This window comes from Erysipelatoclostridium sp. An173, from assembly GCF_002160495.1.
GTDB classification, from domain to species: domain Bacteria; phylum Bacillota_I; class Bacilli_A; order Erysipelotrichales; family Coprobacillaceae; genus Thomasclavelia; species Thomasclavelia merdavium.
Window position 1 is genome coordinate 1 of record NZ_NFKR01000033.1, and the last position, 26,738, is coordinate 26,738.

Sequence of the window (26,738 nt, forward strand, 5' to 3'; positions counted from 1 at the left end):
TATAGATTGATTTCATGGGGAAATTAATCAAAATATATAAAAACCAAGGTAGAATGAGGTTTTAAGTTAATTTATATATAAAATAAACTAACTATTTTTGACACTACCTTTTTTTGTAGAGGAGTGATAATATGAAAATAGTAATAATCGGTGGTGTTGGGGCTGGAGCTAGTATGGCTGCAAGATTACGACGATTAAGTAAAGATGACAAAATAATTATTTTAGAAAAAGGAAATTATGTTTCTTATGCTAATTGTGGATTACCTTATTATGTTTCTAATGTGATTTCTAGTAGAGATGATTTGTTATTAATGACACCACAATTATTTAAAAGTCGTTTTCAAATAGATGTACGAGTTCAAAATGAAGTTATTAAAATTGACGCTGAAAATAAAAAAGTAACAGTTTTAGATCATTTAAATCAAGATAATTATTTAGAAAGTTATGATAAATTAATTATTGCAACAGGGTCTTCACCAGTTAAATTACCAATACCAGGAATTGATAGTTCTCGAATTTATCAGTTGTGGTCATTTAATGATTTTGAAAAGATTAAACAAAAGATTATTTTAGAAGATATTAAATCAGTTTGTGTAGTTGGTGGTGGTTTTGTAGGAATTGAAACTGCTGAAAATTTAGTTGAAAATAATGTGGCAGTAGATATTGTCGAAAAAAGTTTACAGGTGCTAAATAATTTGGATTTTGAAATGGCCCAGATAGTTCATAAAAAGTTATGTCAAAAAGGAATTAATTTAAATTTGGATACTGAATTAATTCAATTTGAAGATCGCGATAATCAAATTGTAGTTAAAACAAATTGTTTTGAAAAAGAATATGATATGGTTATTTTATCAACCGGTGTTAAACCAAATAGTAAAATAGCTAAGGAAGCTGGTATTTCATGTAATTTGGCTGGTGGAATTATTGTTGATGATACTTTTAAAACTAATATCGAAGATATTTATGCAATAGGGGATGTTATTGAAGTTGAGCATTTAATTAATCATAAAAAGACAATGATCCCTTTGGCTGGACCTGCCAATAAACAAGGAAGAATGCTTGGAGATATTTTAGCTGGAAAAGAAAAACGATATCCAGGATCACTTGGTAGCAGTATTATTAAAGTTTTTGATTTAGTAGCAGCAAGTACTGGATTAAATGAAAAACAATTAAATCAGCAAGGTTTAAAACGTCATGAAGATTATGAGGCAATTATTTTACAGCAAAAAGCTCATGCAGGATACTACCCTAATGCTTCTTTTATTACTTTAAAAGTAATTTATGATCAAGAAGGCTATCTTTTAGGGGGACAGATAGTTGGTTATCAAGGTGTTGATAAACGTATTGATGTTTTAGCAACAGCAATTAATTATCATGGTCAAGTAACTGATTTACAGGATTTGCATTTAGCGTATGCACCACCATTTTCATCAGCAAAAGATCCAATCAATATGGTAGGATATGTTAGTGAAAATATAGCTGATGGTTACATTAAAATGATGTTACCTGATGAATATCAACAGGTAAAAGATAATGTCATTACATTAGATGTTAGAGAAGATGAAGAAAGAGCTAATGGTCAAATCAGTAATTCTTATCATATTCCATATGGTCAGTTAATTGAACGTTATAATGAACTAGATCCTGATAAAACAATCGTTATTTATTGTGCGATTGGTGTAAGAGCTTATAATTGTGCTCGAATTTTGATGCAAAGAGGATATTCGAAGGTTTATGTTTTAAGTGGTGGACTAGCATTTTATAATGATTATTGTTTTGATGTTAATTATGCAAAGAAGAAATTGGTATCTAATAAATAGAGGTAACATATTTTGCGTAATCTAGAAAATTATTTTAAGGATAGAAAAATTAATTATGATCGATTAATAGAATATGGCTTTATTTTAAAAGAAGATAATTATTATTATGAAAAGATAATAAATGATGGTGTTTTTAAAATAGTAATAGAAATTAATAAACAGCAAAAGATAGCTAAAGTAATCGATTTATTAAATGACCAAGAATATAATTTAGTCGATGTTAAAGGAGTAACTGGAAATTTTGTTGGTAAGATAAAAGAAATCTATGAAGCACTTATTAATGATATTATTGATAAGTGTAGTGATGTAGATGTTTTTAAAAGTAAACAAACAATCGCGATAATTAATTATGTTAAAGCAAAATATGACAATGATTTAGAGTTTTTATGGAAAAGGTCACCAAAGAATGCTATCTGGCGAAATCAAAATAATCGTAAATGGTATGGCGCTGTTTTAGTTATAAGTAAAGATAAATTAAAAATTGAGTCTAATGAAATGGTTGAAATATTAGATTTGAGATATCAAAAAAATGATATTAAAAATATAATAGATAATTATAAAATTTTTCCAGGCTATCATATGAATAAAGATAATTGGATTACAATTATTTTAGATGGGCGAGTTGAATTGGAAGAAATATATCAGTTAATTGATAATAGTTATCAGCTATCTTTGCATAAATAAAATTTATCTTTCAATTAATGAAAAAATAAGTTAAATTTTAATAATCATTATATAATTGTTAGCATAAATATAACTATAAAAAACGGAGGTACAAAAATGAGTTTTCCAAAAGGATTTTTATGGGGTGGCGCTGTTGCTGCTAACCAATGTGAAGGTGCTTATTTAGAAGATGGTAAAGGACTATGTGTCCCTGATATGTTATTAGGTGGTGACGTTAATACACCTAGAACATTCTTACCAAAAACAGATCCAACAGCTTTTTATCCAAGTCATGAAGCTGTAGATTTTTATCATCATTATAAAGAAGACATTGCCTTATTTGCTGAAATGGGATGGAATGTATTTAGATTTTCAATTAACTGGGGTCGTATTTTCCCTAATGGTGATGATGATAAGCCAAATGAAGCTGGTTTAAAATTCTATGAAGATGTAATTGATGAATGTCATAAACATGGAATGGAACCATTAATTACTTTATGTCATTATGAAATTCCATGGAATATTGTAACTAAATATAATGGTTTCTCTGATCGACGTGTAATTGATTTATTTGTTAAATATGCAACTACATGTTTTAAACGTTATAAAGATAAAGTTAAATACTGGTTAACTTTTAATGAAATTAATATTGCCTGCATGGGTGAAGGTGGAATTGGAAATTTATATGGTTTAGGAATTATGGATCCAGAAGATGTTAATTCTGATCATCGTATTCCATTAACTGATTTAAAATCTGATCCTCAAAAAACATTTGAAGCATTACATAATGAATTTGTTGCTAGTGCGTTAACAGTAAAAGCAGGTCATGAAATTAATCCTGATTTTATGATTGGAAATATGATTGCCCATACTACTGTTTATCCATTAACACCTAATCCAAAAGATGTTTTAGCAGCTTTTGATGAAGATGATTTAAAAAATAATTTCTGTGGTGATGTTCAAGTTCGTGGTGAATATCCTTCATATATGTGGCGTTATTTTAAAGAACATAATATTGATACTTCATATATTACTGAAGAAGATAAGAAGATTTTAAAAGAAGGAACAGTTGATTTCTATACATTCTCTTATTATCAATCAAATTGTATTACAGTTAATAAAGAGGCTGAAAAAACAAAAGGAAACATGACTGCTGGAGCTAAAAATCCTTACTTAGAAGCTTCTGACTGGGGATGGCAAATTGACCCTGATGGATTACGTTATACTTTAAAGTTATTAAATGGTCGTTATCCTCATACTCCTTTAATGATTGTTGAAAATGGTTTAGGAGCATATGATAAAGTAGAAGAAGATGGTTCTATTCATGATGATTATCGTATTGCTTATTTAAAACCACATATCAAAGCTATGCATGAAGCTATTGAAGATGGAGTACCATTAATTGGTTATACAACTTGGGGACCAATTGATTTAGTTTCTGCTGGTACTGGACAATATGCAAAACGTTATGGATTTGTTTATGTAGATCGTCATGATGATGGTACTGGTGATTTTTCTAGAAAGAGAAAAGATTCATTCTATTGGTATAAAAAAGTTATCGCTAGCAATGGTGAAGATTTAGATTAATTATTAACGCAGAAAATTTATTCTGCGTTTTTCTTACTTGATTTTGTTATTACTATTAGGTAATATGTATTTTTAAAATACAGATTAGAAAAGTAAGAAATTTAGAAAGTAGTGAAGAGGGAAGTATGAATTTTTTTGTATTAATAATGTTGGGGTTATGTTTATTAGGATTAGTTGATAAGATCTTAAATAATAAACTAGGGTTAGTAGAAGCTTTTGATAGAGGTTTAAATTCAATGGGGAGCATTGCAATGAGTATGGTTGGATTTTATTGTATAGCCATCTCACTTATTCAAAATAATGTTGATACAATAACAACTTTAAGTGCAAATTCTTCATTGGATCCATCAATTATTATTGGAACGCTTTTAGCACCAGATATGGGTGGTTTTTCGATCGTAAGTGGCTTATCTAATAAAGAATTTATATTATTTTCAGGAATTTTGTTAACTTCATCTTTGGGACAGACTATTAGTTTTCAATTACCGATTTTTTTATCATCGTTAAGAAAAGATGATTTAGATCCTTTTATTAACGGATTAGTATATGGGATTTTGAGTTTACCGGTTGTTTTAATAATTAGTGCATTATATTTACAAATTCCTAATTTATTGATTAATTTATTACCAATTATTATTTTATGTTTAGTTTTAGTAATTGCTCTATATTTATCTTATCAAAAAACTATTTTTGTGCTAACTTTGTTTGGCTATATCATTAAAATTTTAAGTATTATATTGTTTGGATTAGTTGTATTACAATTATTTTTTACTAATTTATCTTTTACTACAACTTCCTTAATTAGTGAGGCTATGGTAGTAGTGTTAAAGATGGTAATTGTTGTATGTGGATCAATGATTTTATCAGATATATTAATAAAAAAATTTCCTAATTTAATTTTTAAAGCTAGTCGTTATTTAGGAATTAATAGTACTGCTTTAATTGGACTATTACTTAGTTTAGGAACTAGTTTAGCGATGATTCCGTTATTTTCAAAAATGGATCGCAAAGGTAAAATTTTAAACGGTGCTTTTAGTGTTGCAGGTGCATATGTTTTTGGCGGACAACTTGGTTTTGTAGCTAGTGTAAGTAGTAGTTTTGATGTAGTAGTGTATATAATTTTTAAACTTGCAGCTGGAATTTTTGCAATTATATTAGTAATGATTTTCTATCGTGAGAAAAAAGAAAAGATTGTTATTGATAATTAATAAAAAGTTGTCTTAAATAATTTCTATCTTTAGAACTATAATAATATTATTTATAATCATTCTTTGTTATAATATTAGTGACGAAGCAAAGGAGATTAATATGAATGGGTTTCAGCTAAAAATTAATGTGAAAGATAGCAGTAAGCCGATGTGGCGTCGTGTAATTGTACCAGAAAAATTAACATTTAATAGTTTACATCTCGTAATTCAAAAAATATTTGCTTTTGAAAATTGTCATTTATATGATTTTAAAATTAGAAAGAAAAGAATTTGGATTCCTGGTAATGATTTTGAATATGAACAGATATTTAATAATTATGAAACAATTTCTTGTTTTGAGTATTTAAATGAGTATCTTGAAGATGGGATGACATTTGATTATTGTTATGACTATGGTGATTGCTGGCATTTTAAAATTAAAGTTGAAAAAGTTGTTGAAGATGTTAAGCGATACCCGGTTGTATTGAAGTATCAAGGTTATAACTTAATTGAAGATTGTGGTGGGATATCTTTATACGAAGAACTTATTGCAGATGATTTTGCTTTTAATCAGATTACTTTTGATTTAGAAAAAACTAACCATCAATTAATGGAAATTGAAGTTGAAGAACGTCTTAACGAAAGCTTATATCGTGATGATTTTAAATTAGCACTGGATACAATTAGAAATTGTCTTGATCAGCGGGATATAAATAACTTTCAAGTAATAAAATTAATTAGTGAAACTGTTAGTTACTGGGTAATTTTAAAAGTACAAGAAGGCTATATGTTGCAAATGTATGAAGATTATGATGATTTACTTGAAGGCTTTTATTATACTGATTACTCTTTTTCTGATAATATCTTTACACATTGCTGGACATTTTTATTATTGAATTTTAAATTTGAAACTAAGTTATCTATTGATAATAATGGACGATATATTGCTTTAAAAAACGAACCTGGTTATATTCCAGATTTGATTAAAACTAGTGAAGGTGCCGGGTTGTTGAAATATTTAAACGATTTAGCTATTGGGTTAAGTGGTAATAATGAGGTTACTGATGAAGATGAAATGTTGGAAATAGAAGTATATAACGGTATCTATCAGGCAAGTAATATCTTTGTTCATGAAATAAAAGTAGATTTTAATCATTTTGATTGTCATTATAGTCCAAGTAAATCAATTACTAATCAAAATATTCTTAATCAAAAAGTTTGTTTAGATGTTGTAGCGTTACCTTTTAATGCATTTAATCATGATAATAAGTTAGATATTTATGGGGTTATCGTTAGTGAAGACGACTATATTGTAAGAAAAATTGAAAGTCCAACAGTTGAAAAGATTAATAAAATTTTAATAGATATAATTATTGATTTTTCTAATCAATATGGAAAACCACAGTATTTAGCAATGTCAAATTTAAATATTCTATTTATTGTATATGATTTTCTTAGAAAGAATAATATTGGATATCATCGTGATCAAGTCTTTCAAGAAGTTGATGAAGCTATCATCGATGCATTTGGCTTGGAAGATGAGATATTACGGTTGTTAGATGATCCTAGTTTAAAAGCAGTATTAGATGAATTTGATGTTTTTGATGAACAGGAATTAGAAGAAAAGTTAAATCAAATTGCTAATGATATGGATTTATTAAATTAGATATTAATTTTAAAGAAAATGACCTAGTATAAATAAGGTCATTTTTCTTTAAAAAAGCAATTGTTTTGATAGACTAATAACTCATAATTTAAATTATTCGCATCATTAATAACATCATTATTGATTAGATTAAAAAACTTATCCCGGGCATTACAAATAGTCAAATAGATCGATGCCAATTTTAATTCATATTTAGTTTGTCGATTATAAACTACAAAAGTCGGCTGACTGCTAGATTTTTGCATTAATGGACCCAGTAATAGTTCTAGCAAACCTTGATAGTAATCAATATTGTAAACATGCGGTACAAATGAGATATTCATGATTTTAATGAATATTTCCTGGATAGTATTTGTTTCGTGATTAAATAAGGCATAAAGAAATTTTTCACGTTTACTAATAATATAATTTTGATACCAGTGATAATATATGTTTAAACATTGCATTTTCGTAGTAAGATTAGGTAATTTTAAATGTTGGATCGTTAGATAATTATTGACACTGCCATCCAAAGTAAGTAATCCATTAAATATAAAATAACTATAGATATTGTTATGAAATGTTAGATTTGAAAATGAGATATTTTGATTAACTTTTTTAGTTATTGTTCTATTTGAAAGTAATTTATTCAATTCTGTTTCTATTAAAAAACTTTTTGTTGTTAAAAGATCATTGATCCAAAAATCATTTTCAATGACATTAATTTCATAATTTTTAGGATTGTTAAGATAAGTTATGACCCAAGCAGGATGATATAATAATTGGTTGGAAAAATAGTAACCGCCAAAATATTTTTTAATATCTGGTAATTTAGATATTAGCTGGTATGCTTGTAGTAAATTTTTTATTTCTTCTTCATTAAATCCAAAATAAATATTTTTAGAAGGAGTAAAAATAGTATTGTTTTGATAATTATAAATATAACAGTATTCGTATTTTAAAGTTGTTCTACCGGTAAAGATAGCTTTGAATATTGCTTTATTATTAGTTGTGTGTTTGATTAGATTATTGATAAACTGTTCTGCTTTGTCGTTATAGTGATTAAATGAACTGAAATATAATGGGGTATCATAATCATCAATTAGAATTATTACATTTTGATGGTAGTAATCTTTTAAATATTGACTAATGGTTGATAAAGAGTTTGATAGGTCAATAATAGATATATTTTCTGTAGTGAGATTATATAGAGTGGCTTCTTTTTTGTAATTAGCAATATTATTTTTTAACCAGGTTTTAAGTATATTTTGATAGCCAATAATCATATCATTAAAATTATTAGCTGTTAAATCTTTAAATGATAAAGCAATTACTGGATATTTATTTTGATGAAGTTTAGCTTTTTTATCTTGTGATATTTTTAATTGTTCAAATAAATAACTATTGTTACTTTCATTTATGGAAAAGAAATAATATAGCATACTCATATTTAAGCTTTTACCAAATCCTTTAGGTCGAATATAAAAAACAACTTTTTCATTCAAAACATCTTTAATTAATAAACTCTTATCAACGTAGTAGTAATCATTATCAATAATTGTTTTAAAATCAGTAATATTAAGTCTTATTTTTTTCATTTCTCTGGTCTCCTTTAAATAACAAAAAAGGTAAGAACCTAAAATAAACTAAACATTAGCTTATTTTTGATCCTTACCTCATTAACATATGTAAAAATCTGGTATATTCCAGTTAGTAATCAGCTTTTTCACTCTGTAATATTTTTACAATATGCTCAAAGTCATCTATTTACTTTTCTATATTTTAACATTTTATTGTTGAATCGACAATATTTTTATTATTTTCTAAAAAAAGTCTAAAAAAAGTAATTTTAGTTTTTGAAAAGTATTTATATTATATAGTTAGATAAATTATTATTAAAACAGCTGGCTATAATCTATATTTTTAATTTTTTATAGACCAATTTGGACATTTGTGTTATTATTTAAATACAACCAGATAATTTATATGAATCATTTTGAGAAGCAGAAAATATGGTTTAAAAGGGTGCAATACCTTATCGGATGATAAGAATATACTTATGTATTGATGGCTTTTATAAAGGTAAAGATAGTATAAAAATTTTTTTAATACTACTTTGCCTTTTTTTGTATAAAATTTAAAAAAGGTGGAAAAATAAAAATGTCGCAGAGTAAAATACTCTACGAACAAGTAAATTTTAATTGCTACGATAGCATTCTAGCATTTATTTTAATAAAATGATAGGAAAATCGTGTAAAATTTTAATTTTAGCCATATTTTTAAGAAAAAAAGTAAAAATTTGACTTATATTAGGTACTTTTTTATTTTATTTTTGGTCAATTTGTGGTCAGGAGAAATAATTATAAGAAAGGAGTAAGAGTTATGCCCAGAAGAGGAGAAAATATTTTTCATCGTAAAGATGGTAGATGGGAGGCAAGATATGTTAAAGAAATAACAAACGATAATAAAAAGATTTATGGGAGTGTTTATGCTAAAACATATAAGGAAGTAAAGTTAAAGAGAGACAGAATATGTGTTGCTTTAGCTAATGGAAATCTTGTTATTAGTAAAGATACTTTAGGTTTTTATATTCGCCAATGGTTAAAGTTTCACAAAGTCCGTTTCAAAATTTCTACTTATGTAAAATATTATAGTGTAGTAGATAATTATTTATTACCTTATTTTGATAAAATTCCACTAAAGGATTTATCCAGTCGTCATATAGATGCTTTTACTAATAGTTTGTTAACTAAAGGTAAAAATGGGAATCCGTTATCTTCTAAAACAGTAAAAGATATTTTATTAATTTTAAAAAATGTATTTAAGTTTATTCAAACTGAATATAATATTAATATAAATATTAATATTGTTTATCCTCATAACCCCAAAAAGGAGAGTAGAATATTAACTAAGGCAGAATTTATTAATCTAAACAATGTTTTATTACAAGATATTGATCCTTGTAAATTCGGGGTTTTAATCGCAATGGCAACTGGTATCAGAATTGGAGAGCTTTGTGCTTTAAAGTGGGGTAATATTAATCTTGATGAAGATTATTTGTATATTGAAAAGACCATGCAGAGAATTAAAAATTTAGAAGGTAATGGTCCTAAAACAATAATAATAGAACAGTCACCAAAAAGTGCAACTTCTATAAGAAAAATACCAATTCCAAAAAATCTAATTCCTTTATTTAAAAAGTTTAAACAAAATGATGATTGTTACTTATTAACAGGTAAACCAGATAAATTTATCGAACCACGGGCATTAGAAAAAAAGTTTAAAAGATATATAAAATTAGCAGAGATTGAAAGTGCTAATTTCCATATGTTAAGACATACATTTGCAACATTATGTATTGAAGAAGGTTTTGAAATCAAATGTTTAAGTGAAATTCTAGGCCATAGTGGTTCACAAATAACATTGGATCGTTATGTTCATTCATCATTTAAATCTAAAAAAGATTGGATAGATAAATTCGCAAGTATTAATATTTCTAGTCATTGATTCTTGTCAGTTTCTTAAAGTGCTTATTTAACTAAGCACTTTTTTTAGTGGTCTATGATTATTTTAATTTATGTAATTTTATGATTAGGAGCTACTATATATTTTAAGGGGGAATTGGATGAATTGGTATATTATTTTTGAAAATAATGAAAAAATTAAGGATTTATTGGTCTGGTTCAACAAACAACCCGATATGAAAGCTTTTATTGTTAAGTCGGAACGCTTTTGGAAAAAAGATGGTAAGAAAATGTTTATAGAAAAACCAATGTATCCAAATTATATCTTTGTAGAAACAAATCTTGATTCAAAAGAGTTTTATGATGTTGTAAGTAAATTAGAGGGTAATCTAAGCTCTACGATGAAAGTATTGCAAAATGATACACAATCAGTGATGTCTTTGAGTAATGAGGAAAAAGAATTTTTGGAATCGTTATTAAATGAAGATCATTCAATTGTACATTCAACAGGAGTAATAGTTAATTCTAAATTAATTGTCCAAGAAGGACCGTTAATGGGAAAAGAGGAAATGATTAAAAAAATTGATCGTCATAAAAGAACTGCTTTTTTAGGTAGTTTGTTTGGACGAATGATTAAGGTTCCTCTAGAAGTTACTAGTAAGTCTTAGGTGAATTAATGAACTGGTATGTATTATTTGTTTTAGTTGTTAAAGAGGATAAATTGTGTTCACTTTTAAGAAAAAACGGTTTAGATGCTTTTATACCAATGTATGAGTATTATCGAAGAGATATAAAAGGTAATGCAATTAAACCATTGTTTCCAGGCTATATTTTTGTAAGAAGTAATTTAGAGCAATTAGATTTTGACCAATTTCTTTTTAATATTAAAGAGCCTAAAGAAGGTTTGATTAAAGAATTAAAAAAAGCAGATGTAAGTGCGTTGAGAGATGATGAAATTAAAATGTTTGAGTATATGTTAGATAGCAAAGGTATCTTAAAAATGTCCCAAGCATTTATTGAAGATAAACGAGCTAAAATATACAAAGGACCGTTAGTTCATTATCAAGATCACATTGTAAAAGTGGACAAGCACAATAAACTAGCGACTTTAGATTTAGAATTTATGGATCGCAGGTTTGTTGCTGGATTGGAAATTACAAGCAAAATTAGATAAATGTAGCTGGTTTACCGCACATTTTATAATTTGAACATAGTCTTCCCTTGGGGTAAGGGGAGACTATGTTCTTTTTTTGTTTGTATAGTCACAAATTAATAACAACATTCATTACGAGATTATAGAGAAGGGAGAGAAAGAAAATGAATGGTAAACAAGAAAAAAAAGATATTCATTTATTCACAGATGCTACTGAAAAGTGTGTAATATGCGGGAAAGATACTGGTATACCTGTTGACTTGGATATTTCATTAAGAACATCTTATATTGAGGGTGCAGGTCAATTATGCATTGATTGCTATAAAGATTTATATGTCTCAAAACGAAAAAATTTTGAATCGGATATCAATGAAGAATATTTTTATAATCAGATTCAGAATTTTAAACATACTGTCAATTACGAAAATAAATATATCTATGAAGCTTTTAAAAGATTGATAGACTTATTGTTTTGTGTGGTTGCTGCCATTCCTTCTTTGGTATTAGTTGCTGTTTTTAGTGCAATAATAGTTCTTGAGTCACCTGGCAACCCAATATTTTCTCAAATTAGAGTTGGGAAAAATGGAAAATTCATAAAAATACATAAATTAAGATCAATGAGACAGGATGCTGAGGCGAATGGGCAAAAATGGGCTGATAAAGAAGATCCTAGAATAACAAAAGTAGGAAAGTTTATTAGAAAGTTTCGTATAGATGAATTACCACAATTAGTAGATGTATTTATAGGAAAAATGTCATTAATTGGTCCAAGGCCTGAAGTTCCGAATTTAACAAAAAGATTCAACTTAGAAAATCCAGGTTTTGTATCTAGATTGCTGGTAACTCCTGGTTTATCAGGGTGGGCGCAGGTTCATGGAGGATATGATCTAACACCTAAAGAAAAATGGAAATTAGACAATATATACATAGAAGAAAGAGGTTTTAAGATGTATTTTAAGATCTTTTATTTAACTATAAAAACAGTATTTACAGGGGATGGGGCGAGGTAATGGATTATTCAATCTTAATGTCTGTTTACTATAAAGAAAATCCTGAATATTTTAAACAGTCAATTGAAAGTATGCTTAATCAAACAGTTAAAAGTAATGATTTTGTAATTGTATGCGATGGAATATTAACCGATGAATTATATAAAGTTTTAGAAGACTACGAAGCAGATCCCAATAACTGTATTCATAGATTGCAATTAGATAAAAACTATGGTTTAGGGATTGCGTTGAATAAAGGATTAGAAATATGTAAAAATGAATTGGTTGCAAGAATGGATAGTGATGATATAGCTATTCCTACACGTATAGAAAGACAACTTAGTGAATTTGGTAATCAAATAGATTTGAGCTTATGTGGATCTTATTTAGAGGAGTTTAACGAAGTCATCGGTGATTGTCAGATAATAAAAAAAGTTCCATTATCTAATGAAGATATAAAAGTTTATTTAAAAAAAAGAAATCCTTTCAACCATATGACAGTTATGTTTAAAAAAAGTGTCATCAAAAATTGTGGTAGTTATGAGGATTGCTATTTGAATGAAGATTACTATTTATGGGCTAAGGTAATTAGCAAACAATATTACGTTAAAAATATTCCAGAAATACTGATTTATATGAGGGTAGGAAATGGAATGTATGAAAGACGTGGAGGTTTTAAATATATCAAGGGCGATTTTTTAATTCAAAAAAAATTACTAGATTTGAAATTAATTAATATTTTCATAATGTGCTTTAATATTATTACAAGAAGTTCTATTCGTATTGTGCCCACTACTATTCGAAGATATTTATATATATTTTTTTTAAGAAGATAAAAATGTATATATTTTTACATATATGATTTGAAAATTGTTATATGAGGTGAGGAAAATGAGTAAAATAAAAATATTATATGTCGTATCAGATTTAAGAAGATGTGGACCAACCAATCAATTGTATGGTATTGTAAGCAATCTTGATAAGAAAATTTTTGATTTTAAAATAATTACGTTAAATAAAGAACCAGATAATTCAGAAGTCAATTTATTTTTAAATAAAGAAATCAATGTAATAAGTTCTACTGACGATAAAAAAAATATTATGTCTCAAATAAAAAAAATTAGAAATGAAATTAGAAAATATAACCCTGATATAATACACAGCTCTGGTATCAGAGCAAATATACTAGCTAGTATTTATAAAAAGGATACTCAACAGATTATAACATTAAGAAATAACGCATATAAGGAATATCCAATGCGATTAAATAAATTTAAATCATTTATTGCTATTAAGCTAACAGAGATAATGATTAACAAATCTAATTATTGTGTATGTTGTTCTGAATGTTTAAAAAATATTTATTCTGAACATGGATTCGAAAATATTATTACTATTCAAAATGGTGTAGATATTAATAAATATAATATATCTAAATACTATAATAATGAATTTGAAAATAAAAAAAAGCTTGATTTGAATAAAAAAATATTTATTGTTTCTGGACTATTAAATGCTAGAAAAAATGTGTTAATAATTATTAAAGCTTTTTTAAAATCAAATAGAAGAGACGATTCTTATCTGATTCTTTTAGGAGATGGAGATTTAAAAAAGGAAGCAATTAATTTATCTAATCAATGTAGCAATATCATATTTACAGGTAATGTTAACAATGTTCCAGAATATTTGAGTATTGCTGATTATTATATATCAGCTTCAAAATCAGAAGGTCTTCCTAATTCAGTACTTGAAGCAGGATGTATGGGATTAAATTTAATTTTGTCAGATATATCCGAGCACAGAGAAATAGAAAAAGGAATATCACATTCTTCTATAGAATTTTTTAAATGTGACGATTTAAACAAATTGATAAGTATCATATCAAGTTGCAATTCAAAGCTTCAGGGTAAAGAGAAGGAGAATAATAGTACTGATTTTGTGGAGCATTTCTCATCTAATGGAATGAGTAAAAAATATGCAATCCTCTATGAAAGGATTTTGTCTAAATGAGTATATATTTGACAAATATTCTATTAATTTTTATCTTAAATTTTATAAGTAAGCATATAAAAAATGGTAAAAATATATTTTTGATTTTATCTTTTTTAATTATGTGGAGTATAGTAGTTTTTCGATGGAATATAGGTGTTGATTATCGTAATTATAATGAAATTTATTTTCGCGTTATATCTAGCAATTTTCTTGAATCGCTTCAAATAATAGAACCAGGCTATGTTATTGTGATATACTTGTCCAATATCATTACTCCTAATAATCCTTGGTTTATGCATTTTCTTATAGGAACAATAACATTAGCTTTTTTTTATTTATCAATTAAAAAAATATCTACAGATTATTTTTTGAGTGTTTATATTTTTATTAGTATAAACTTTTTTTATTCTATGATGAATCAAGAAAGACAATTTTTGGCGATTTCTATTGTATCTTATGGGTTGTATTTTCTAGTATATAAAGAAGATAAAAAAATGTTTGTTTTTTTGATTATGATTGCTGTACTTTTTCATTTTTCAAGTATAGTTTGCCTAATTATTCTCTTACCTAATATTATTAATAAATTTAAATTCAAAAAAATAATTTTTTTTATGACATTTTTGATTTTATCAATTATTATTTTTAATTTAGATAATATATTATCAGGGACTAATTATGGTAGATATTTTGGATCGTATTATGATAATCAGCTCCAGTTGAGCGTTATATTAAATACTATTGTTCGCATTATAATTTGTATACCAATATTTTATATTTATCAATTAAAAAAAATAAAATTAAATAAATATCGTTCTTTATTTTACATGCTGTTTTTTATGTTATTTTTTCAAATTTGTACATTATTTTCTTCTGTTTTTGGAAGAATAACGACTTATTTTTTTACAGGAATTATTTATTTATTACCTATAATTGTTTATCAAATTAAAATAATAGTAAATAATAAAATAGTTAACAAAATGATTTTAATATTGATTATCATGTTACTGATACCGTATCATTATGTTTATTTTAATTTACAAAGTGAATCAATGGGTATAAATCCATATATAAGCATTTTTGATAAATAGAAAACTTAGTGTAATGTTTTTTGTATTTAAATACTGAGTAAAATTAGTAAATTTGTAATTAATTTATCTACAGTATTTTGTTTGTTGATTCAGAAAATTTTTAAACATGTATTCTTTTTTAACCTAATACATAAAATTACTATTTTTATTAGACAATAATATAAGTGTCATTATATTTCAATAATACATAATTATATGTTTTTATTAAACGGTAATATATCTTATATGAGAGTAGGTGATTATTCATTAATATTTTAAAAAAAATATCAAAATTCTTTTTGTATCCTGAAATTAGATGTTCATTTCTTATATGTAAGTATGTAAAAATGAAATATGATAATAAGTTTAAATTATTTTTTAAAATGTTATTTAGAAAACATTTAATAAAAAAATATAATTGCAGTATTGGGATTTCTGCTAAAGTAGGAAATGGCTTAAGTACCCCCCATTGTTTTAGTATTGTAATTGGTAAAGGAGTGATACTTGGAAATAATTGTACTGTATTTCATAATGTGACTTTAGGACAAAATAAAGATAAGTATCCTATTATTGGGAACAATGTAATAATCTATTCTGGAGCTAAGATTATTGGTAATGTCCGTGTTGGCGATAATGCTATTATTGGTGCTAATGCAGTTGTAACTAAAAATGTACCAAAAAATGCAATTGTTGGAGGGGTACCAGCTAAGATAATTAAGTATAGAGGTGATAAGGATGGATTCTATTAAAAAAAATTTTATATATAATTCTATATATCAAATTATGATTATGTTTATTCCGTTAATTACCACTCCTTATATTTCTAGAGTATTAGGCGCTTCTGGTATTGGGACATATTCTTATGCATATTCTATTGCCAATTATTATGTCCTTTTTATTATGCTTGGATTAAATAATTATGGAAATAGATCGATTGCTAAAGTAAGAGATGAAAAAATAGAACTAGAAAAAACATTCTGGAGTATATATAGTATGCAATTTGTTTTGGGAATTTTTTTTAATATTATTTATTTATTGTATTGTTTTATTTTTTCAGCAAATTCTCATGTTTCTTTGGCAGTAAGTTTTTATGTAATATCTGCTTGCTTTGATGTTAACTGGTTTTTCTTTGGTTTAGAGAAATTTAAACTAACTGTTATTAGAAATACAATTATAAAAATTTTAACAACTATTTGTATTTTTCTATTTGTTAAAGAATCTACCGATATTATAATATATTGTTTAATAATGACTATAGGATTGCTAGCAAGTCAATTAGCTTTATGGCCATACATATTAAGAAATATCAATTTTTATAAACCGACTATAAAAGAAATTATAGTACATATAAAGCCAAATCTTTTTTTGTTTTTAACAGTTATTGCTGTGAGCTTATTTAAAATTATGGATAAGGTTATGCTTGGTATAATGACTACTACTACTGAAGTTGGTTACTACGAATCTGCTGAAAGAATTATAGCTATTCCAACGGCTTTAATAACTTCTTTAGGAACAGTCATGTTACCAAGAATGACAAATATGATTAATAATAATAAGCAAGATAAAAAATTAATCTATTGGAGTATGCTTTTTGCAATGTTTATTTCAACCTCAATGTGTTTTGGTATAATGGGAGTATCTAAAGAATTTGTTCCACTTTTTTATGGAAATGGTTTTGAAAAATGCATTGATCTTTTTATCATTTTATTACCGACTTGTATTTTTATGGCATTTGCAAATGTTATACGTACACAATATTTATTACCGCACCAAATGGATAAAGATTATGTGATAAGTGCTTTTTTAGGAGCGGGCGTTAATCTTACTGTGAATTGGATATTTATACCACTTTATGGTTGTATGGGAGCAGCAATAGGTACTTTTTTTGCAGAAGCTATTGTCTGTCTATATCAGGCTTATGCTGTTAGAAAATATTTGCCAATTAAAAAATATTTTTATAAATCGTTATATTTCATATTTGCTGGATTATTTATGTTTTTAATTATTTTTAATATAGACGTTGGAAATATGACTATTTTTGTAGAACTATTTATTAAAATTTTAATTGGAATTGTATTATATTTTATTGTGCTGATATTACAAATTCTATTTAGAAAGTATATAATTAAAAAACCTATTTTTTAAGGAGATGTAAAAATAAATGAAAATTGCAGTTGCAGGAACAGGCTATGTAGGTTTGAGCATAGCTACTTTATTGTCACAGTATCACGAAGTGATAGCTGTGGATATCATAGAAGAAAAAGTTAACATGATTAATGATAGAAAGTCTCCGATTCAAGATAATGAAATCGAAGACTTTTTAAGTACAAAAAATTTGAATCTAAAAGCAACATTAGATGCTAAGTCAGCTTATAAAGATGCTGATTTTGTTGTCATTGCTGCTCCAACTAATTATGATTCAAAAAAGAATTTCTTTGATACCAGTGCCGTTGAAAATGTTATTGAGTTGGTATTAAGCGTCAATAAAGATGCAATCATGGTTATTAAATCAACTATTCCGGTTGGATATACAAAAAGCGTTAGAGAAAAGTATAACACTAAAAATATTATCTTTAGTCCTGAGTTTTTAAGAGAATCAAAGGCTTTATATGATAATTTATATCCATCTAGAATTATTGTAGGAACAGATATGGATGATCCATATCTGTTTTTAAAAGCAAAAGAATTTGCTAGTTTATTACAGGAAGGTGCTATCAAAGAAGATATTGACACTTTATTTATGGGATTTACTGAAGCTGAAGCAGTTAAGTTGTTTGCAAATACTTATCTGGCTTTAAGAGTATCATACTTCAATGAACTGGATACATATGCTGAAATGAAAGGATTAAATACTAAACAGATTATCGAAGGGGTTTGTTTAGATCCTAGAATCGGTAATCATTACAATAACCCATCCTTTGGTTATGGTGGTTATTGTTTACCTAAAGATACAAAACAGTTATTAGCTAATTATGAAGATGTACCAGAAAATCTTATCAGTGCTATTGTTGAAAGCAATAGAACCAGAAAAGATTTTATAGCTGATCGAGTGTTGGAAATAGCAGGAGGTTATGGTGCTAACAGTTCTTATAATGTTGAAAAGGAAAAAGAAGTAGTTATCGGAGTTTATCGATTAACGATGAAATCAAATAGTGATAATTTTAGACAATCGTCAATTCAAGGTGTCATGAAAAGAGTCAAAGCTAAAGGAGCTAAGGTAATTATATATGAACCAACATTAGAAGATGGGACAACATTCTTTGGAAGTCTGCTAGTAAATGATTTGGATGAGTTTAAAAAACAAAGTCAGGCAATCATTGCCAATAGATATGATAACTGTTTAGATGATGTTGAAAAAAAAGTCTATACAAGAGATTTGTTTAGAAGGGATTAATAATATATGGAAAGTATTGGACTGAATGGGAAAACTGTTTTAGTAACTGGAGCAGCAGGCTTTATTGGAAGTAATTTATGCAAAAGATTGCTTAATGATTATAAAGGTATCAATGTAATCGGAATTGATAATATGAATGATTATTATGATGTGAGAATAAAAGAGTATCGATTGGATACTCTTTTAAAATATGATAATTTTCATTTTGTCAAAGGAAATATTGCTGATAAAGAAATAGTAAATGGACTATTTGAACGTTATGAGATTGATATAGTGGTAAATTTAGCGGCACAAGCGGGTGTCAGATATTCAATAGAAAACCCGGATGTATATATAGAATCAAATCTTATTGGATTTTATAACATTTTAGAAGCATGTAGGTATCATTTAGTAGAACACTTAGTATATGCTTCAAGCAGTAGTGTATATGGATCAAATAAGAAAGTGCCATATAGTACGGATGATAAAGTAGATAATCCTGTTTCGCTTTATGCAGCTACTAAGAAAAGCAATGAATTAATGGCCCATGCATACAGTAAATTGTATAATATTCCATCTACTGGACTTAGATTCTTTACAGTATATGGACCAGCAGGAAGACCGGATATGGCATATTTTGGATTTACTAATAAACTAAGAAATAATGAAACGATTAAAATCTTTAATTATGGGAACTGTAAAAGAGATTTTACATATATTGATGATATTGTAGAAGGTGTGATTAGAGTAATGAAAAAAGCACCTGAAAAGAAAAACGGTGAAGATGGATTACCAGTACCACCATATAAAGTATACAATATAGGAAACAGTAATCCTGAAAGTCTACTAGATTTTGTACAAATCTTAAGCGAGGAATTAGTAAATGCAGGAGTATTACCAGAAGATTACGACTTTGATGCACATAAAGAATTAGTCGCTATGCAACCAGGAGATGTACCAGTGACATATGCTGATACTAGTGCCTTGGAAAGAGATTTTGGTTTTAAACCAAGTACAACACTTAGGGATGGTTTGAGAAAGTTTGCCATATGGTATAAAGACTTTTATTTTTAGTTCTTGATAATAATATTTATCTCAAATATGATATATTTATTATTTAAGTAAATTTTAAAAATATTGTAAATATTAGCAGGAATAGACATAAATTTTTTATTCTTCATATAAAAAATATGTTAGTAATTTTGGTTCTAATAATTTTATATTTATATATTAAATTAAGTAATATCATATACCTAAAGAGGGAGAATAAATATGGTTGAAAATAAAGATAGAGGCTTTGAAGAATATTATAAATTTAAAAATAGTGGTTCAGTTTTAGGTAAATTATATTGTGATGGATTTTTACAAGGTTATCGCGATGGTTTTCAATGGGAGTATATTAATCATGATGTAGAAATTATTAAAGAACTAAAGGATATTCCTGAAATGGTTGATTTATTAAAAAAATGGGTATTTGATAGAGACTTAGAATTTATTGATGATTTAACTGATCAACAATGTATGATGGTATATTATATGTTTTTAGAGGGATTATCTTTAGAAGAAATTAAATTAATAATTGATATGGCTAAAACAAGAAAAAGAGCGTTATGGGCTAAAATGTATAAATCATAATAATAACATTTATTTTGTTTTCGAAGTACAACAGATGTCGATAAAGTATTTAAAAAAATGTTGAATTGAGATATTATTATTTAATAACTAGTTTCATAAAGAATATTAGAACCAAGGCTTACAGCTTTGGTTCTAATATAAAATTGGTTTTTCGTTGTTTAAAAGAAATTCTAAAGCGTATAGTGGATAATAAAATATATTTTCATTATTTGGACCAATATTTTTTTGTGAAAATCTAAAAGCATATTTTGGATTATGTTTGTTAATGAAAGAACTAAATGATTTTGATCTGGTATTTTTGCCAGATTTAACTTCTAAAACAGATATTTCACCATTATAATATATTACAAAATCGATTTCATAGGTTTGACTTGGTTGATAATAATAGTTTGCTTTTTGTTTATTTTGTAATATCATAGCAGTAATATTTTCATATATTGCCCCTTTAAAAACTCCTAAATTTCCAGTAATTAATTCTTTTATCGTTGTTTCATCAAATTGAGATATTAATAATCCAGTATCAAAGAAATATACTTTAAAAATCGCTTGTTCAATGTTTAGCTCTAATGGTTTAGTAATTGATTTTAGTCGATAAGTTTTAATGATTAAGCCACTTTCTTTTAACCAGTCTAAACTAGATTCATAGTAACGAGCATTACCACCTTTTTTTACTAATTTGTATTGGAACTTCTTATTTTCTTTTGCTAATTGTAAAGGTATTGATTGAAATCACTCTCGGGCTTTGATTCTATCTGCTCTAGGAGCATATTTAATCATATCATTTAAATAATCATTGACAATTCTTCGTTGAATCAATAAAGCATCACGATATGATTTTGTTTCTACATATTTAGCAACAACTTCAGGCATTCCTCCAATTATGATATAATCTTTAAAAAACTCGTTCATTTTTATATGAATCATTTCAGGAATTGGTTTATTATCATTTAAAGATTGATAAATTGTATCAATAATACTTTGATTAACATTTAAAGCGTATAAAAATTCAATGAAGCTCATTGGATATAAATCCCAAGTCTCTACGTAACCAACCGGGAAAGAGGAAGTTGTAGCAATAGCAACTCCTAACATGCACCCTGAACAAATAATGTCACAATTGAATTCTTCACCTAAAAATTTTAATGCTGTTAATGCTTCACTACAAGCCTGGATTTCATCAAAAAATAGTAGCGTGTTATGATCAAATTTTTTATCTAAAAAAGTTAATTCCAAAAATGATAAAATCTCTTTAGGTGATTTAGTTCGTTTAAATAATTCAACAAATTCTTGATCTCTTTCAAAATTGATTTCAATCAAATCCTCGTAGTATTCGTTTGCAAACTTTCTTATTAAATATTGTTTTCCCAACTTGTCTGACACCTTTTAAAATTAATGGCTTTTTAGTTAAAGACTTTTTCCACTTTACTAAATTTTCAAGTAATAATCTTTTCATACTTACCTTCATTTTTATCACTTTATCAATTGGATTCAAACATTTTATTAAAAATAAATTTACACCATATAGAATATTCCAAATATTTATTAGCTATTGTTAATTTATATGGTTGATAGCTAGCTTTGATATTTATAGTTTACTATAATTAATAAAAAAGTGCAGTTTATCATAAAATTAACTAATAAAAATATGTAAAAATACACATTTTTATTAGTTAATTAAAATTTTTATCATATTTATATAAATTTTAATTTAATTTTATAAAGATACGTCAAAAGTAATATCGATAATTATTGTTCAAAAAAGCTAATAGATTGAATTTTAAACTTATATAAGCAATATAATTATTTTAAACTATTTATCATCAAGTTATGCAAAATTAAAAGTCACTTATTAGGTTGTGCAATGTCGTCAATTTAAGAAGATTAAAAACGGATAGAAATCTATCAAGATATCTATCCTTTTTAATCTTAAATTATGAAAGAATATATTAGCTATATCAATAGATATTCCAATGATTTTATGATATAATTGTAGTATAGAAAGAGATGATTTTATGTTTGTGAAGGCTGTACCAAATAATAGAGGAAAAAAAGGTACTTATTACTGTTCATTGGTCGAAGCTTATCGTGAAAATGGTAAAATCAGACATCGCACTATCCGTTCTTTTGGTCTTTTGACTGAAGAACAATTACCTTATCTTAAGGCTATGTATGCAAAGAAAAAACCTCGACTTGTGTATGATGATGATTAATGTCTATCACTTCTACTGTTGAATATTTCTATTCTCTTTTATCTCACCCGGATACTTTTGATATAGCCAGAAAACAACCTAACTATTTCACCAGAGAGTCAAAACTTGGTTTGCCAGGACTTCTTAAATTTATGTTTTCAAGAAACGGGCATACTGTTTCCAATGAAATCAATCATTATTTTTCTGGATTTGACGCTCTGGATAAATCAGTTTCAAAACAAGCAATATTTCAAGCACAGGGAAAACTCAGTTATAAAGTATTTCCATATCTTAACCATCGGTTATGCCAGTATTATTATGATTATAATGAATATGATACAATTAAAGGATATACTGTTGTTGCCATTGACGGTTCTACTGGAGAAGCACCTCATACACCTGAATGTATTGAACAATTTGGTGATAAAGGTCTGCATAAGTGCCGACAGAGAAGAACAAATCCAAGAATATCTGGATTTTATGATGTATGTAATAGTATTTATATCGATTTATCCATTCGATCATATCGGAAAGCGGAACTTCCAATGGCTTATGAACAGATGGATGATGTTCACCAGATACTGTGTAAACATAAAAGATTGTTCTTGGCGGACAGAAATTATGATGCAAGTGATTTGTTTTTCTATTTTGAAATGAACAACGATTTCTACTGTTTTAGAGGAAAATCAAACTTTTATAAGAAACAGGTGGATTTGATTGAAAAGGATGGCTGGATAGAAATAGAATTTGATGACAAATGGATAGAAAGATTTAAAATCGATGAAGTCAAGGAATATGCCAGAGAACACAGAAAACTGAAGATACGGGTAATCAAATATAAGAAATCAGAAATCAAGAAACTAAAGGAAAATGAAGAAGATGAAGAAATAATAATTTTTACCAATCTTAGCAATGATGAATGGTCGAGAAAAGAAATAATAGTTCTTTATGGTCATAGGTGGATAGAGGAAACAGGGTATGATACATTAAAGAACAAACTGGAGATGGAGAGAATAACTAGTGAGAAACCGGAACTTATATTACAGGAGATGCATTCACAGGTCATAGTGCATAATTTGGCTGCGATGATAAAAAAGGAATCGGATAAAATTGTAGTACATACATCAAAGTATAAGTATCAAACAAATATAAATAATCTAATTCAGTTGTTAAGGACTAATTTGCCAAAGCTGTTAAATCAGAGGCAAAAGATAAAAAAACTGTTAGGAAAGATAATAAAAAAAGCTGCGAAAAACAAAGAGCCTGTTCGCCCGAACAGACTCTACCCAAGATGGGGTGTCTATATAAAATTACCAAGCCCACTTAAATTTAGGGTTGATGGCAAAAGAAATCCAACCATAAGAAAGGTTAAAAAAGGATTTCTTCGTGTCAAATCGTAATAGTAGTATAGAACACCTTGTCTATATAAATTATAACCTAAAATTTAAAAAAAATCATCAAAAATCAAGGGATATTTATACGCTTTTTTAGCGTTTTCAAACACGAAAAGGATATGATCAGATACTTAATTAGCTAAACATATCCTTTTATCTTCTTAAATTGACGACATTGCACTTATTAGGTTGTGACTTTTTGATTCCTGATTTTTAATACATTTTAATAGATCTTACTATTTTTATTAAGTTTAAATAATATTTTTTTATTTAAAAAATCATTAAAATTATCATGGTTTTGTTAGCTTTATTTCTGTTGAAAGTTATAGAACTAACTTTCATTAATTCATTTCGATATATTCTTCAAATGTAAGACCGCTTTGATGAATTTTTTCAGCAGTTTCTTTACCAACATAACGCATGTGCCATGGTTCATAACCATAGTTTGTGATATTAACTTTATCTTGAGGGTATCTTAGGATAAAACCATATTTATAACCATCACTAACAATAAACTTTCCAATATCACTATTAGCAACTTGTTCAGTTAAACGATTACCAGTTAATTGATTAGATATATCAATTGCTAATCCTAATTGATGTTCACTTCTACCTGGATAAGCACTATATAAAGAGGCATATTCTTCCCCATATATTTCTACTTGTCGTTGCCAATATAGGGCTTGAGTATCATTTGTTCTATATCCAGAAATTATATAACAAGTAATTCCTTGATTTTTGGCTGCTTGATAAAATGCTTCAAAAGCTTCAGCAGCCTCTTTTCTTAATTGTTGGCTAGAACCGGCAACTTCAACTAAATCATTAGGTACCCAACCAGATGGGATTTGATGAGTTTTATTAACTAATGCCGTAATACTTTCAGGATTAGTTATAGTTTCAGGAATAAGATCAGTTGGATTAAAAATTCCATTTTCATATGTTCTAACAACATCAACGATCATTGTTTTAGCTTCTTGATTTGAATTAGTAGTAGTATCTTCTAGTGAGTATGTTATTTCATAAGTTCCTAGCTTAGATGTATCGATAGTGTTATATTCGATTGCATCGGTATTTCCGCTAACATAATCCAAATAGTTAATTGTTGCATATTGATTTACTTGAATTCTAGAACTGTTTAATGTAAAGGTTTTTTGTTTTGTTGGTGATTGTTCTTGAGATTTTTTGTGTTCTTTATTAGCGGAACAGCCACTTAGTAATAGTAAGAATACTAACATTAATTTGATACTTATTGATGTTACTTTCATTATCTAATTACCTCCAATTTTTTTTACATAATGTTACTTTTAATAAATTAGAATTAAGTTTTAATATCTATGAAAAAACACCAATGATAATATTTAGCTAGATATTAAAAATCATAGGAGATTGTTATATAAAAGCTATAAATAGTTTATCATGTAAATTATAAAAATGTAAATATTATATCCTTATTGTAATAATATATAGAAATATGCTTTAAAAAATTATAAAAAAGTTATTAGATAGGATGTATTATTAATAAATATTGTTTAAGAAGGTATAAGGGGGGTGTTATAGATTAGAATGATTATTAATAGTTAGGTTTTAAAATTAATAATATAATTGTTTTATATTATTTGTTACAAAGTTATTCAAAATTAAAAGCCACTAATTAATTAGTGACTTTCTGGCCCATAGTTATCTAACTAGCAATTTTTTTGTTTACGATACCTTTAATTTTATCGAGTGGTTCTTGATCTAAAAGCATTGTAAAAATTATATCTAATTGTTTTTTAGTTAAATTATTTAAAATATTACTATCTTCATGGGGATAAAAATGTTTAAATATTTGTTTCGTTTTTTGTAAGGTTTCTTTATTAACACCCAAGTTAATGCCTTGATTTATTCCTTCGTTGATACCTTGATTATAGAAATTCATTAATGATTCACACATATCCACTTTCTCTCCTTGCTCTAAGATAATATTTTTTAAAACATCATTTTCTTCATTGACTATGCTAGCTGCTATGATTGCAATATCTCTATCTATTACTAGACCTTTTAATTTCTTTGGTTTTCCTTTAAATTTATAGATTAATTGAATAGTCTTGATTAAATCATGGTTTTTCTTTTCTTTAAATAAATGATAATCAATATCCAGTACATTTACTACCAGTATTGAAAAGTTACTGGTAGATATTTTTTCTATGTCTTGAACTTTAAAGAATTCATAAAGATTGTCACAGTTTTGCCAGCGATGTTCACCCCAGTTTATAACTGCAGAGCTAACTTTCATCAGTTCGTTATCGTTAGATAAATTGTTGATCTGTCTTTGATAAAAAATTGAATCGTAAGACATACATCTAAAAAGCATAAATCTGTCATTTTGTTTCTGGTTTTCAATACCGATTAATTTAGATTCATTACCATTAGTGTATTTGAAAACAATATCTCTTCTAAGTTCGATTTCTTTAATGAAACTATGATCTTTGATTACGGTAGATATTTCACTGTCATAAATATTCAGATATTCAGGATCGATAACCGGAAGACCGCTATACAAAATGACATTAACTAAATCAGCGAAATAACGAGGATTTT

General features: G+C 26.8%; 24 protein-coding genes. 19 read left to right on the forward strand and 5 right to left on the reverse strand.

What is annotated here, in order from left to right; translation table 11 throughout:
• Positions 1-131 precede the first annotated feature (131 nt).
• From B5F09_RS11655 to B5F09_RS11675, 5 genes are all read left to right on the forward strand, one after another.
• Positions 132-1,820: an FAD-dependent oxidoreductase gene (locus B5F09_RS11655; protein ID WP_087374330.1), complete on the forward strand. Its 1,689-nt coding sequence runs from the start codon at positions 132-134 to the stop codon at positions 1,818-1,820.
• A 12-nt stretch (positions 1,821-1,832) separates the two neighbouring features.
• Entirely contained in the window at positions 1,833-2,504 is a 672-nt protein-coding gene (locus B5F09_RS11660) for an MmcQ/YjbR family DNA-binding protein (protein WP_158095845.1), read from the forward strand.
• Positions 2,505-2,600: 96 nt separating this feature from the next.
• The gene (locus B5F09_RS11665; protein ID WP_087374334.1) at positions 2,601-4,070 is read left to right on the forward strand and encodes a glycoside hydrolase family 1 protein; all 1,470 of its coding nucleotides are present in this window, start codon (positions 2,601-2,603) and stop codon (positions 4,068-4,070) included.
• Positions 4,071-4,195: 125 nt separating this feature from the next.
• Positions 4,196-5,278: an ethanolamine utilization protein EutH gene (gene eutH, locus B5F09_RS11670; protein WP_087374336.1), complete on the forward strand. Its 1,083-nt coding sequence runs from the start codon at positions 4,196-4,198 to the stop codon at positions 5,276-5,278.
• Positions 5,279-5,378: 100 nt separating this feature from the next.
• Positions 5,379-6,923 (forward strand): plasmid pRiA4b ORF-3 family protein, encoded by a 1,545-nt coding sequence (locus B5F09_RS11675; protein WP_087374338.1) that lies wholly within the window; start codon positions 5,379-5,381, stop codon positions 6,921-6,923.
• 38 nt (positions 6,924-6,961) lie between these two features.
• On the opposite strand, the gene B5F09_RS11680 is transcribed toward B5F09_RS11675, so the two are convergent.
• Entirely contained in the window at positions 6,962-8,500 is a 1,539-nt protein-coding gene (locus B5F09_RS11680) for an AAA family ATPase (RefSeq protein ID WP_087374340.1), read from the reverse strand.
• 784 nt (positions 8,501-9,284) lie between these two features.
• On the opposite strand from B5F09_RS11680, the gene B5F09_RS11685 reads away from it, so the two are divergent.
• From B5F09_RS11685 to B5F09_RS11740, 12 genes are all read left to right on the forward strand, one after another.
• Entirely contained in the window at positions 9,285-10,409 is a 1,125-nt protein-coding gene (locus tag B5F09_RS11685; RefSeq protein WP_087374342.1) for a site-specific integrase, read from the forward strand.
• A gap of 118 nt (positions 10,410-10,527) precedes the next feature.
• A complete protein-coding gene (locus B5F09_RS11690) occupies positions 10,528-11,034 on the forward strand; it encodes a transcription termination/antitermination NusG family protein (protein WP_087302640.1) in 507 nt (168 codons plus the stop codon).
• Between the two features lie 8 nt (positions 11,035-11,042).
• A complete protein-coding gene (locus B5F09_RS11695; RefSeq protein WP_087374344.1) occupies positions 11,043-11,540 on the forward strand; it encodes a transcription termination/antitermination NusG family protein in 498 nt (165 codons plus the stop codon).
• Between the two features lie 143 nt (positions 11,541-11,683).
• Positions 11,684-12,529 (forward strand): sugar transferase, encoded by an 846-nt coding sequence (locus tag B5F09_RS11700; RefSeq protein WP_087374346.1) that lies wholly within the window; start codon positions 11,684-11,686, stop codon positions 12,527-12,529.
• Entirely contained in the window at positions 12,529-13,344 is an 816-nt protein-coding gene (locus B5F09_RS11705; RefSeq protein ID WP_087374348.1) for a glycosyltransferase, read from the forward strand. The genes B5F09_RS11700 and B5F09_RS11705 overlap by 1 nt, the downstream gene beginning before the upstream one ends.
• A gap of 55 nt (positions 13,345-13,399) precedes the next feature.
• Positions 13,400-14,518, forward strand: coding sequence for a glycosyltransferase family 4 protein (locus B5F09_RS11710; protein ID WP_087374350.1), 1,119 nt, complete (start codon positions 13,400-13,402; stop codon positions 14,516-14,518).
• Positions 14,515-15,588 carry an EpsG family protein gene (locus B5F09_RS11715; protein ID WP_087374352.1) on the forward strand — a complete coding sequence of 358 codons (1,074 nt, stop codon included), beginning with the start codon at positions 14,515-14,517 and terminating at the stop codon, positions 15,586-15,588. The genes B5F09_RS11710 and B5F09_RS11715 overlap by 4 nt, the downstream gene beginning before the upstream one ends.
• Before the next feature lie 326 nt (positions 15,589-15,914).
• Positions 15,915-16,316 (forward strand): serine O-acetyltransferase, encoded by a 402-nt coding sequence (locus B5F09_RS11720; protein ID WP_087374353.1) that lies wholly within the window; start codon positions 15,915-15,917, stop codon positions 16,314-16,316.
• Positions 16,303-17,712 carry a flippase gene (locus B5F09_RS11725; RefSeq protein ID WP_087374355.1) on the forward strand — a complete coding sequence of 470 codons (1,410 nt, stop codon included), beginning with the start codon at positions 16,303-16,305 and terminating at the stop codon, positions 17,710-17,712. Before B5F09_RS11720 ends, B5F09_RS11725 begins: the two co-directional genes overlap by 14 nt.
• Positions 17,713-17,728: 16 nt before the next feature.
• Complete coding sequence (locus B5F09_RS11730; protein ID WP_087374357.1) at positions 17,729-18,961, forward strand: nucleotide sugar dehydrogenase; 1,233 nt, start codon at positions 17,729-17,731, stop codon at positions 18,959-18,961.
• A 21-nt stretch (positions 18,962-18,982) separates the two neighbouring features.
• A complete protein-coding gene (locus tag B5F09_RS11735; protein ID WP_204215309.1) occupies positions 18,983-20,014 on the forward strand; it encodes an NAD-dependent epimerase/dehydratase family protein in 1,032 nt (343 codons plus the stop codon).
• Between the two features lie 198 nt (positions 20,015-20,212).
• The gene (locus tag B5F09_RS11740; RefSeq protein WP_087374361.1) at positions 20,213-20,575 is read left to right on the forward strand and encodes a hypothetical protein; all 363 of its coding nucleotides are present in this window, start codon (positions 20,213-20,215) and stop codon (positions 20,573-20,575) included.
• A gap of 132 nt (positions 20,576-20,707) precedes the next feature.
• On the opposite strand, the gene B5F09_RS15230 is transcribed toward B5F09_RS11740, so the two are convergent.
• Both B5F09_RS15230 and B5F09_RS15235 read right to left on the reverse strand, forming a co-directional pair.
• The gene (locus tag B5F09_RS15230; protein WP_343283910.1) at positions 20,708-21,295 is read right to left on the reverse strand and encodes a DUF4143 domain-containing protein; all 588 of its coding nucleotides are present in this window, start codon (positions 21,293-21,295) and stop codon (positions 20,708-20,710) included.
• Between the two features lie 9 nt (positions 21,296-21,304).
• Entirely contained in the window at positions 21,305-21,943 is a 639-nt protein-coding gene (locus B5F09_RS15235; protein ID WP_239404324.1) for an AAA family ATPase, read from the reverse strand.
• 644 nt (positions 21,944-22,587) lie between these two features.
• Here B5F09_RS15235 and B5F09_RS11750 point away from each other — a divergent pair.
• Complete coding sequence (locus tag B5F09_RS11750) at positions 22,588-22,785, forward strand: 2-C-methyl-D-erythritol 4-phosphate cytidylyltransferase (protein ID WP_087374363.1); 198 nt, start codon at positions 22,588-22,590, stop codon at positions 22,783-22,785.
• Positions 22,785-24,164: an IS4 family transposase gene (locus B5F09_RS11755; RefSeq protein ID WP_087374365.1), complete on the forward strand. Its 1,380-nt coding sequence runs from the start codon at positions 22,785-22,787 to the stop codon at positions 24,162-24,164. The genes B5F09_RS11750 and B5F09_RS11755 overlap by 1 nt, the downstream gene beginning before the upstream one ends.
• Before the next feature lie 335 nt (positions 24,165-24,499).
• On the opposite strand, the gene B5F09_RS11760 is transcribed toward B5F09_RS11755, so the two are convergent.
• Both B5F09_RS11760 and B5F09_RS11765 read right to left on the reverse strand, forming a co-directional pair.
• Positions 24,500-25,423, reverse strand: a complete 924-nt coding sequence (locus B5F09_RS11760) for a D-alanyl-D-alanine carboxypeptidase family protein (RefSeq protein WP_087374367.1) — start codon at positions 25,421-25,423, stop codon at positions 24,500-24,502.
• A gap of 416 nt (positions 25,424-25,839) precedes the next feature.
• A partial coding sequence (locus B5F09_RS11765) for an Rpn family recombination-promoting nuclease/putative transposase (protein ID WP_143357510.1) occupies positions 25,840-26,738 on the reverse strand: 899 nt, incomplete at its 5' end.

Coding starts and splice junctions, on each gene's coding strand:
- B5F09_RS11655 (WP_087374330.1), top strand. CDS start 132: ATGAAAATAGTAATAATCGGTGGTGTTGGGGCTGGAGCTAGTATGGCT.
- B5F09_RS11665 (WP_087374334.1), top strand. CDS start 2,601: ATGAGTTTTCCAAAAGGATTTTTATGGGGTGGCGCTGTTGCTGCTAAC.
- eutH (WP_087374336.1), top strand. CDS start 4,196: ATGAATTTTTTTGTATTAATAATGTTGGGGTTATGTTTATTAGGATTA.
- B5F09_RS11675 (WP_087374338.1), top strand. CDS start 5,379: ATGAATGGGTTTCAGCTAAAAATTAATGTGAAAGATAGCAGTAAGCCG.
- B5F09_RS11680 (WP_087374340.1), bottom strand. CDS start 8,500: ATGAAAAAAATAAGACTTAATATTACTGATTTTAAAACAATTATTGAT.
- B5F09_RS11685 (WP_087374342.1), top strand. CDS start 9,285: ATGCCCAGAAGAGGAGAAAATATTTTTCATCGTAAAGATGGTAGATGG.
- B5F09_RS11690 (WP_087302640.1), top strand. CDS start 10,528: ATGAATTGGTATATTATTTTTGAAAATAATGAAAAAATTAAGGATTTA.
- B5F09_RS11695 (WP_087374344.1), top strand. CDS start 11,043: ATGAACTGGTATGTATTATTTGTTTTAGTTGTTAAAGAGGATAAATTG.
- B5F09_RS11700 (WP_087374346.1), top strand. CDS start 11,684: ATGAATGGTAAACAAGAAAAAAAAGATATTCATTTATTCACAGATGCT.
- B5F09_RS11705 (WP_087374348.1), top strand. CDS start 12,529: ATGGATTATTCAATCTTAATGTCTGTTTACTATAAAGAAAATCCTGAA.
- B5F09_RS11710 (WP_087374350.1), top strand. CDS start 13,400: ATGAGTAAAATAAAAATATTATATGTCGTATCAGATTTAAGAAGATGT.
- B5F09_RS11715 (WP_087374352.1), top strand. CDS start 14,515: ATGAGTATATATTTGACAAATATTCTATTAATTTTTATCTTAAATTTT.
- B5F09_RS11720 (WP_087374353.1), top strand. CDS start 15,915: ATGAAATATGATAATAAGTTTAAATTATTTTTTAAAATGTTATTTAGA.
- B5F09_RS11725 (WP_087374355.1), top strand. CDS start 16,303: ATGGATTCTATTAAAAAAAATTTTATATATAATTCTATATATCAAATT.
- B5F09_RS11730 (WP_087374357.1), top strand. CDS start 17,729: ATGAAAATTGCAGTTGCAGGAACAGGCTATGTAGGTTTGAGCATAGCT.
- B5F09_RS11740 (WP_087374361.1), top strand. CDS start 20,213: ATGGTTGAAAATAAAGATAGAGGCTTTGAAGAATATTATAAATTTAAA.
- B5F09_RS11750 (WP_087374363.1), top strand. CDS start 22,588: ATGTTTGTGAAGGCTGTACCAAATAATAGAGGAAAAAAAGGTACTTAT.
- B5F09_RS11755 (WP_087374365.1), top strand. CDS start 22,785: ATGTCTATCACTTCTACTGTTGAATATTTCTATTCTCTTTTATCTCAC.
- B5F09_RS11760 (WP_087374367.1), bottom strand. CDS start 25,423: ATGAAAGTAACATCAATAAGTATCAAATTAATGTTAGTATTCTTACTA.